This is a genomic window from Ningiella ruwaisensis (genome assembly GCF_004798935.1).
GTDB lineage: Bacteria > Pseudomonadota > Gammaproteobacteria > Enterobacterales > Alteromonadaceae > Glaciecola > Glaciecola ruwaisensis.
The window spans coordinates 1-6,824 of record NZ_RAHT01000016.1; the positions used below are offsets into that span (position 1 = coordinate 1).

8 protein-coding genes and 1 pseudogene are annotated in these 6,824 nt (G+C 41.7%); 1 reads left to right on the forward strand and 8 read right to left on the reverse strand.

The features are described from left to right. Window positions 1-60: 60 nt before the first annotated feature. Both D6V41_RS17915 and D6V41_RS17920 read right to left on the reverse strand, forming a co-directional pair. Window positions 61-375: a hypothetical protein gene (locus D6V41_RS17915; protein WP_136252928.1), complete on the reverse strand. Its 315-nt coding sequence runs from the start codon at window positions 373-375 to the stop codon at window positions 61-63. 453 nt (window positions 376-828) lie between these two features. Beyond that, the gene (locus D6V41_RS17920) at window positions 829-1,212 is read right to left on the reverse strand and encodes a hypothetical protein (RefSeq protein WP_136252929.1); all 384 of its coding nucleotides are present in this window, start codon (window positions 1,210-1,212) and stop codon (window positions 829-831) included. A gap of 345 nt (window positions 1,213-1,557) precedes the next feature. Here D6V41_RS17920 and D6V41_RS17925 point away from each other — a divergent pair, with 345 nt between their 5' ends. Further along, on the forward strand, window positions 1,558-2,508 hold the full coding sequence (locus tag D6V41_RS17925) for an IS110 family RNA-guided transposase (RefSeq protein ID WP_136252930.1): 951 nt from the start codon (window positions 1,558-1,560) through the stop codon (window positions 2,506-2,508). A 453-nt stretch (window positions 2,509-2,961) separates the two neighbouring features. Here D6V41_RS17925 and D6V41_RS17930 read toward each other — a convergent pair whose 3' ends face one another. The 6 genes and pseudogenes from D6V41_RS17930 to D6V41_RS18495 all read right to left on the reverse strand — a co-directional run. Next, window positions 2,962-3,300 carry a hypothetical protein gene (locus tag D6V41_RS17930; RefSeq protein ID WP_136252931.1) on the reverse strand — a complete coding sequence of 113 codons (339 nt, stop codon included), beginning with the start codon at window positions 3,298-3,300 and terminating at the stop codon, window positions 2,962-2,964. A gap of 146 nt (window positions 3,301-3,446) precedes the next feature. Continuing rightward, window positions 3,447-3,800, reverse strand: coding sequence for a hypothetical protein (locus tag D6V41_RS17935; protein WP_136252932.1), 354 nt, complete (start codon window positions 3,798-3,800; stop codon window positions 3,447-3,449). A 143-nt stretch (window positions 3,801-3,943) separates the two neighbouring features. Further along, window positions 3,944-4,426 (reverse strand): DUF2846 domain-containing protein, encoded by a 483-nt coding sequence (locus D6V41_RS17940; protein WP_136252933.1) that lies wholly within the window; start codon window positions 4,424-4,426, stop codon window positions 3,944-3,946. A gap of 554 nt (window positions 4,427-4,980) precedes the next feature. Then, window positions 4,981-5,334: a cupin domain-containing protein gene (locus tag D6V41_RS18565; RefSeq protein ID WP_136252936.1), complete on the reverse strand. Its 354-nt coding sequence runs from the start codon at window positions 5,332-5,334 to the stop codon at window positions 4,981-4,983. 611 nt (window positions 5,335-5,945) lie between these two features. Beyond that, window positions 5,946-6,251 carry a hypothetical protein gene (locus D6V41_RS17950; RefSeq protein WP_136252934.1) on the reverse strand — a complete coding sequence of 102 codons (306 nt, stop codon included), beginning with the start codon at window positions 6,249-6,251 and terminating at the stop codon, window positions 5,946-5,948. A gap of 339 nt (window positions 6,252-6,590) precedes the next feature. Continuing rightward, window positions 6,591-6,800: pseudogene (locus D6V41_RS18495) on the reverse strand (MotA/TolQ/ExbB proton channel family protein); the annotation flags it as partial. Between the last annotated feature and the right edge of the window lie 24 nt (window positions 6,801-6,824).

Sequence of the window (6,824 nt, forward strand, 5' to 3'; positions counted from 1 at the left end):
ACCCGCTTAAGCGGTAAAAATCGCTCTTTATTTTTATCCGCTTGAAGCGTTTGTTATATTTCATTGAACCACCTCAAGTTGAGAAAAGCCATATTTGTCGTCTGCAACAACCTCAACACTTTTTAGTTTAACTGAGTTATCAATTGCAAACTCCCAATCAAACCTTTGCATATACGCGCATGTTTTAACGGGAACAATTGTCCCTTTTGGGAAAACTATACCGTTCTCAGATACCATATCTACTGGCAAAACGTGAGGACTCGCTGAACTACAAAGCAAATCAAAATTGGTGGAAACGTGGCCAACAAAAGCGCCTGCAATGAATATTCCACAAGAAACTGAAAAAATACTGATATATTTATGAATCTTCCTCATAACTTCCCTGAAATATAACACTTTAAATATGAGGCGAAATACCGAAGGTATTTTGTCCTCATTATTGGCTTGTTATACGAAGACGAGAAACGAAACTCAACTGTTACGAGATTCATAAACCGTTATCTGACGCTATATACATGTTAATCCTATGCCACACGGGCTGCCGACGATGTTTGATGCCTCACTTTTAGCGGCTGAGGTGTCCGACAGCAAACTGCGTTTTCTGCGGCATCGCAGACGCTAAAAGCGTGTCATAAAAGCTCAAACTCTTCCACTGTACTTAAATTCAGAATACCGGTCTTTGAATTCCTATCAGATTTCATTTTCAATGCCCGTGTCGTATAACACCCCGCTTAGGGGCAAAAACATGTGGGCTATAATATCGAGCGAAGCGAGGACGGCCCACGTGTTTTTGTCCCAGCAAGCTCCGCTTGCGTCTACAGCGGTTTGTTATGTGCCACTAACCGATTTAGCTACAACAAACCCACCGAAACCGATGGCTGACTCGATATACCAGGCGCTGTAATTATTACTTTCAAGATAATTTACTGTAGCTTCAAAATCATCTTTCCATATGTCAACGCCATAATATCGATTCCAATTTTGGATATTATCCTTTTCTTCTTCGACGATAGAACGAATTGGTACGTTTTCAATATCGGTGATGATCGAATATGCCGTATGCTCAAAATGATATACAGCTACTTCTGCGAAGGTGATTTCAGATAAATCAGTTTCTTTACCGGGGTAACCAAAACCCAAATATAACTTTACAGTTTTGCCATGGTCAGTAACTTCGTATTTTTGAAGATGATAATCGTGAAATCTTAACATCGCCTGTTTAGCTTCCTTGGCACATAACGCTCCATTAACGAGTTATTAGATTATGGCATGGCGGTTGCGAATGCAAGCGACATGACATGAGCTGATAATCTCTGTTGAATGGCTTGTATGGATAATTCCTTTCCACAATATTCCTTCTTTTGAATAAGTTTAGGTAAAGTGAGACCCAGGCTTTAGCGGCAACTAAAGCCTTCTTTTGTAGTAGTTCGATTGAGTGATGGCTCCTCAGTTGAGAGACCGATAACAAGAATGAACGCTACAAAAGACTCCAAGCAGAATACTCGAATAGTCCACTGGGTCTCGAACCCGCATTTAGCAAACAGGAGTTAGCTTATTATGAATAATTCAACAGGTCAAAACATCAATATTGGTGTCGATACTGGCAAAACGCATCTCGATATTTACGTTCGGCCTTTAGACATTTATTTCACAGTCACCAACGATGAAAAAGGAATTAAAGAAGCAGTTTCCAGCATCAAAAAATACAAGCCTCAACGTGTGGTAGTGGAAGCGACTGGTCGTTTGGAAATGGCGTTTGTAAGCGCGTGTGCAAAAGCAAAGCTGCCCTTTGTCATTGCCAATCCCCGTCAGGTTAAGAAGTTTGCAGGGGCTATTGGGCAACGTGCCAAAACAGATAAGCTCGATGCCAAGCTCATCGCGCATTATGCTGATGCTATAAAACCAAAGCTGTCGACCCTTAAACCCCACACCGTACAGACCATGAGTGATTTAGTCACGCGACGCAATCAGCTCCTGCGCATGCAAACCATGGAGAAAAACCGGCTGAAGAATCTTCCAAAGGCTCTGGCCTCTACGATTACGCCTATATTGACTGCGCTCAAAAACCAGATAGATAAAATAGAAAAGAAAATACTAACACTCATTGAATCAAGCCCTGAATACCAAGCCAAAAACATCCTGCTTCAAAGCATGAATGGCATTGGTAAGATTGCGGCTGCATCAATCATCAGTCAGCTACCCGAACTGGGATATCTGACAAACAAACAGGCCAGCGCATTGGTCGGCGTTGCACCAATAAACAACGAAAGTGGCCGCTACAAAGGAAAGCAACAGATTAAGGGTGGAAGGCACCAAGTCAGGACCGTTTTGTTCATGGCAATGATGTCAGCCATGCAATCAAACAGCGTCTTCAAAGAAATGTATCAGCGGCTAATAGACGCTGGAAAACCTAAAAAAGTGGCCATCATCGCCTGTGTGAGAAAGATGGTGGTGATACTGAATTCGATGCTTAGAGACGGAACAATGTGGGACGCACCAACGGTCTAAAAATGTCTATTGACACCATAGTCCCTTGTTACGTGCTTTCATATCATCTTAATCAGCTGGTAAATAACCGATATCCACATAAACCACAATGAAGATGTTGCAAGAACTGAAAAACATCTCGCGCTAATACTGTAAACACTCCAATATCGCAAATAACCGGCTATTAAAAAATAACCCAAACATTCTGGAGTCTTGCTATGAAGTGTGAAGAATATAGGAACATGACCGCCGATATGATCATACCAAGCCGAATCCGTTTTTTTTAATTGATTGAGAGAAACATTGGCAGAGATGAGAAAAATTAGGAAAGATGAAATAAAATACCACATTATAATAGTGTCAATATTGTTAACTGTGCACGTAACGCTTGACTAAAGAGTTAGCAGGGTATGGCGTGGCGGTTGCGAAAGCAAGTGGCATGACATGAGTTGGTCATCTCCGTTGAAATTCTTGTTAGCTGCATTGTTCATAAAACCTTTGCAGCTGAAATCTCTTTTCAATTTCCTGCATAGTTTTAAACATAAAACAGTCATTACACTTCAATATACAGATAACATAATTAAGATATTCGATCTCGGCTTCGTCTTCTTCTGGAACATCAAATACCATAGAGACAACGTTTCCATTTTCATCCTCAAACTCTCCTTGGCCTGATACAAAATTTAAATAGTGCATTACATTATTTTTATCACTAATAAGTGGTTCAAAGGCTGAATAAATTGCATGGGAGACAGCAAGATTTAATTCATCATGTTGCCAGCCTGATTTTGGCCGAAGAGTATATCCTTTCATTCTAATTCTGAGCAGCTAACACCGAACTAAGCGGCGGGTTGTATTGGTTAAAACCTGCGATAATTGAACGCAATAAAATGCAGTTTTTAACCAATACAACCTGTCCGAAGGAGCGACAGCGACTGGCTTCAGTGTTTTGTTAGGTTTCATTCATCTTCCTTAGCTGAAATCTTCCTCAATACAAAATAAATAAAAGCCGAAAATATTGCTCCCACAACGGAATAGAAAAAGGCTATACCAATCGTGCTTATATAACCCGGGACCGTAACAACACCATCGCTTACTTTCTGATATCCACCGGAATTAAGATACGTATATCCAGAAATGCTCCATATATGGAACGAGTAAGAAAAGATAAAAACAACCAATGCTGTTATTGAAACAGAGTTAGCAAAGTTGAATTTTTGCTTTGCTTTAAGCCAAAAAGCTATCGGGACATAGATTACTGCAGTTAGCACCAGAATAAAAATTAAGATAAATGGTAAATAGACAATTGCCATGACCCCAGAAACCTAACGCCAAACTATGCGGCGCACGATTTGTTTAGCAATTTGCAATAATGTAGCGAAGCGTAATGCAAATTGCTAAACAAATTGGGTGTCCGAAGGAGCGTTAGTGACCGGCATTAGTGTCTTGTTAGCCATCACGACGCAGAATCGCGTAATTGATCTAGGATTGGCAAGGCGGACTCCTTTTTGTGCCTTATTATTGAGGCTTTGGTTTCGCCACCAGTGATAACCACAGCTCCAGCAGGAATTACGTAAAAGTCTTCTAACTCATGAGTCCATTCCAAAAAATAAATCTGCCCGGATTGTGCTTCTATTTCGACAGATGTTTCGTTCGCCCAATCATTTTCTGTAACTTTAGGTAGGCTAATAAACCTTTTCCCGGGTAGAATTTCGATTTTTAAAAAACCAGCATTTTTTATACAGCCAACTTTTTCATTGTCTATTAATACATCTCTGCAACCAGCCGCTCCCAGAAACTTGTTCTGTCTCATAAAATAAACGGTAGCTGATTCTTGATTTACCAATGTTGCTTCAGAAAACTTTTCGCCTGTAGCCGAACAACCACTTAAAAATGCAGCAAGTACGAAAACAAATATATTAACTGAACGTAGTTTCATCCTTTCTCCAGTGATGGCTAACACCAACTTAAGCGGCGAAAATTGCTCTTTATTTTTGTCCGCTTCAAGTTTTTGTTATCCATAAATTGCACTAAAAACCTCCATCCTGAAGCATCATGTAAATAGAAGCCACTACTAATAACATAAATGAGCTTGGAATTATAAACAATAGGTATCTTTGCAGACCGTATATTTGCTTGCCAGTTGATATTAGGAATATACCCGTAGGAATTTGAACGATAATGATTGGGATACAAACCATAGAAATTGCAAATCCAAAATTATCATAAAAATAGTCACCCAAATAACCAACGTAACCAAGTAACAATAAAAATGAAAACAAACACAGAAATATTGCGATCACTACGAATTCCTTTTTACTCAACAACTTCCCCTTTATGGATAACGTCGTGGTTCAGCGGCGGCGCGAAGCGCCGTCCGCTGAAACCAATTGTTGGGCGGCGGCTTTGCTAGCACCGGGATTCGCTCCTGGGCTCCGGTGAAGGAACCAGCAGCGACTCCAGCAAGGACGTTCATGCATGGCCGTAGAACGATCAAGACCCCGCGTTCTGCTTGAACCAGTCAACTATTCCCGGCATCGCGTTCTCGAAGCCCCCAGGATTGTTGATGCTCAAGAACGCCGATCTCGAGGCGGTGCGATTCTCGAAAGTGTGCTCTGTCCCGCCTGGGATGTAGATGTACGTTCCTGCCTCCGCAGAGTGCCAAGTGCCTTCAAGTTGGACGCTCACTTCACCTTCGATCACATAGAACAAGTGGTCCTCGGGATGCGAGTGCGGATTGGGAACGTGTGGAGCTAACGTATTGGGCTCCAGCCACCACTCAGAGACCGATAGCCGTGAACCTGTCTCCGACCCATCGGCAATAAAATTCGCGGACATTCGACCCATCGCGTAGAGGCGCCCCTCATCCGGTCTGCGAACGAAGGCTTTTAGTTTGCTCACTGAATCATCTCCGTCTCCCGAGTCGCTGTCACTGAAGCGCGCGTCGCGTCGCCCGCCGCCCAACACTTTAAATATGAGGCGAAATACCGAAGGTATTTTGTCCTCATTATTGGCTTGTTATACGAAGACGAGAAACGAAACTCAACTGTTACGAGATTCATAAACCGTTATCTGACGCTATATACATGTTAATCCTATGCCACACGGGCTGCCGACGATGTTTGATGCCTCACTTTTAGCGGCTGAGGTGTCCGACAGCAAACTGCGTTTTCTGCGGCATCGCAGACGCTAAAAGCGTGTCATAAAAGCTCAAACTCTTCCACTGTACTTAAATTCAGAATACCGGTCTTTGAATTCCTATCAGATTTCATTTTCAATGCCCGTGTCGTATAACACCGCCATAAGCGGTGCGTAATCATTCATGGAATTTGCGATAATTTAGCGCAGCTAAATGCAAATTGCATGAATGATTGCGCATCCGAAGGAACGACAGTGACTGGCTTGATGGCTTTGTTAGTTGTCACTCCACAATACTCAAAAAGACTAAAATCCAACTACTAATTATTGTTATCTAATCGCTCGCATCTAAAAGTTAGCTCGTATCTTGCGAACACGCCTATTGTCATTTCAGTCTCGATCTCGTCTTGAATTACTAAACTTGCATTATTTTCGCTACATTTTTCCTGAGCTTCCTTGAGAGCCTCGGCTTTGAGTCTACTTAATCTATATTCTTGCCCAAGTACCGGAGTACCTCCCTCCTTGAACACTTTAAACGTATCGCCAATCTTGACAATATCGCTGGAAGCACATGCCGTAACAAATAAAATTGCTACAATGGGAATAGATCCTTTTATGTAATTCAAAACTGTCTCCATAATTTTTTCGACAACTAACGCCGACCTAAGCGGCAGTTTGTATTTGCTAAAACCTGCGATAATTGAACGAAGTGAAATGCAGGTTTTAGCAAATGCAAAATGTCCGAAGGAGCGCCAGCGACTGACTTTAGGTCTTTGTTATGTAACGTTAACCACTGAGCCAAAACTCTTCCTTTTGAAAAATATTATTATAAGTCCAACAAGCCCCAGAATTGTGCCAATTGGGAGCATAAATAACAGCAATATCGAACTTATTAAAGTTACCCAGAATAACCAATTTGGCCTGTAACTTAAGGCAGTAATTGCAACCAGTAAAAAAACTAGGCCAGGTAAGCATAATACTAAACCAAGTACTGTCGATACCAGAGCAGAAGACAAGCCCCCAGCCATCAATTTCGGATCGCCAGTTCCCGTCAGACTGATCTCTTGGAACAAATTGTAAAATTCATAAAAAGTGTTTGCGACTCCCCAAGGCAGAGCTAAAAGAAGCACAACACCACAAATTGCAACATACTTGCCTACAACCTTTTTATTCAACCGCCGATCCTTGCCAAGTTACAT

Coding starts and splice junctions, on each gene's coding strand:
- D6V41_RS17925 (WP_136252930.1), top strand. CDS start 1,558: ATGAATAATTCAACAGGTCAAAACATCAATATTGGTGTCGATACTGGC.
- D6V41_RS17940 (WP_136252933.1), bottom strand. CDS start 4,426: ATGAAACTACGTTCAGTTAATATATTTGTTTTCGTACTTGCTGCATTT.
- D6V41_RS17920 (WP_136252929.1), bottom strand. CDS start 1,212: ATGTTAAGATTTCACGATTATCATCTTCAAAAATACGAAGTTACTGAC.
- D6V41_RS17915 (WP_136252928.1), bottom strand. CDS start 375: ATGAGGAAGATTCATAAATATATCAGTATTTTTTCAGTTTCTTGTGGA.
- D6V41_RS17930 (WP_136252931.1), bottom strand. CDS start 3,300: ATGAAAGGATATACTCTTCGGCCAAAATCAGGCTGGCAACATGATGAA.
- D6V41_RS18565 (WP_136252936.1), bottom strand. CDS start 5,334: ATGGGTCGAATGTCCGCGAATTTTATTGCCGATGGGTCGGAGACAGGT.
- D6V41_RS17935 (WP_136252932.1), bottom strand. CDS start 3,800: ATGGCAATTGTCTATTTACCATTTATCTTAATTTTTATTCTGGTGCTA.